1 protein-coding gene is annotated in these 1,209 nt (G+C 48.7%); it reads right to left on the minus strand.

Going from position 1 to position 1,209, the window contains the following annotated elements; genetic code table 11:
* Positions 1–1,209: M9 family metallopeptidase N-terminal domain-containing protein (locus R7P67_RS25205; protein WP_318086371.1), on the minus strand; the 1,209-nt coding region annotated here is incomplete at both ends.

Genomic DNA, 1,209 nt, shown 5'->3' on the forward strand with positions numbered 1-1,209 from the left:
GATATCAAAGATTGGCCCCGCATATTTGCCGTAGTCATCGCTGGAATCAAAAATATTCACTTGAAGCTGTGTATTATGATCATCAGCGACTGGCTGCTCGCCAGTTTCCAAAGATTGATGAAAATACCCTTCTTCGTAACCCATTTTGCTACAAGCGGCCACATGCTGCTCTTGCGTCATGTTTTGCGACAAAATACGGATGGTTGGGCTACAAGTGTAGGTTTGCGATAACACCAAACCTTTGAGCTTGGTTTCGAAATCACAAATTCCGTACTCGCTGCATTCGGCGTAGTACGAGACCGTATCCGCAGCAGCAAGCCAAACGGCATCCCCTTTTCCATACATCTCGTAGCGAGCAAAAATATCTTTTAACTTGCTACTCACCGTTGTGGCAGCGCTGCCCGAATATTTGGTCAGACGCCCCAATTCGCGACCCGCATTTGCCACCATAAACTCGTCGCTCGCTCCTATCGAGGACTCTCTCAACGCAAAGTAACCCAATGCTTTTGCAAGTTCGGTTTGGTTACCGATGGTTTGCAAATATTGGTCGTTCCACTGACCACCAAATAAGATGGTGAACACCCCATTCACCGCGTTGCGCATGTACCAGTTTTGAGCGTATTGGTCATTCCAGCGCGTCAGCCACTCCGTCACTTGCGGTAAATAAGCGTGTTGCAGCCCCGCACTGTCCATCGTGATGATCACTTCACTTAATACCTTGCCGTGCGGGTCGCTGTTTTCGTAAAAATTAGCGTTGTTTACAAACGCGTCTACCGCCTCTTGCACTGCGGGCGTGACCCAAGAAACAAACGAGATATTGTTGTTGTAAAACTCGGCGTAATAGCCAGCGCGCAAATACAAGTACAAGGCTTCAAGCTCATCACTACCACCGCCAGTATAGGCCTTCGCCAAAGTCACCGTATGCTTTGCCACGTTGTACATGTGGTCAGAATCAAACGCCGCTTCTTGCACTCGGCTTTGAGCAGAGAACAGCTCGTTGATGCAATTTGCACCTTGAGTTTTTATCGCGTTGATCAAGTCGTTGCTGTTGGTGGTTGTGAACGATTCTACGTCACAAACAACGCTTGCCGCTTCAACCGATTGGGTAGCCCGCGTACGTAACGTCTGTTTCGGTAGCTGTGGTAACAATTCAGTCGGTGCATACTCAGGCTGCGCCGTTTCTACACCATGTTCGTGCTGATGATGTTC

Source organism: Vibrio sp. Vb0937, assembly GCF_033338855.1.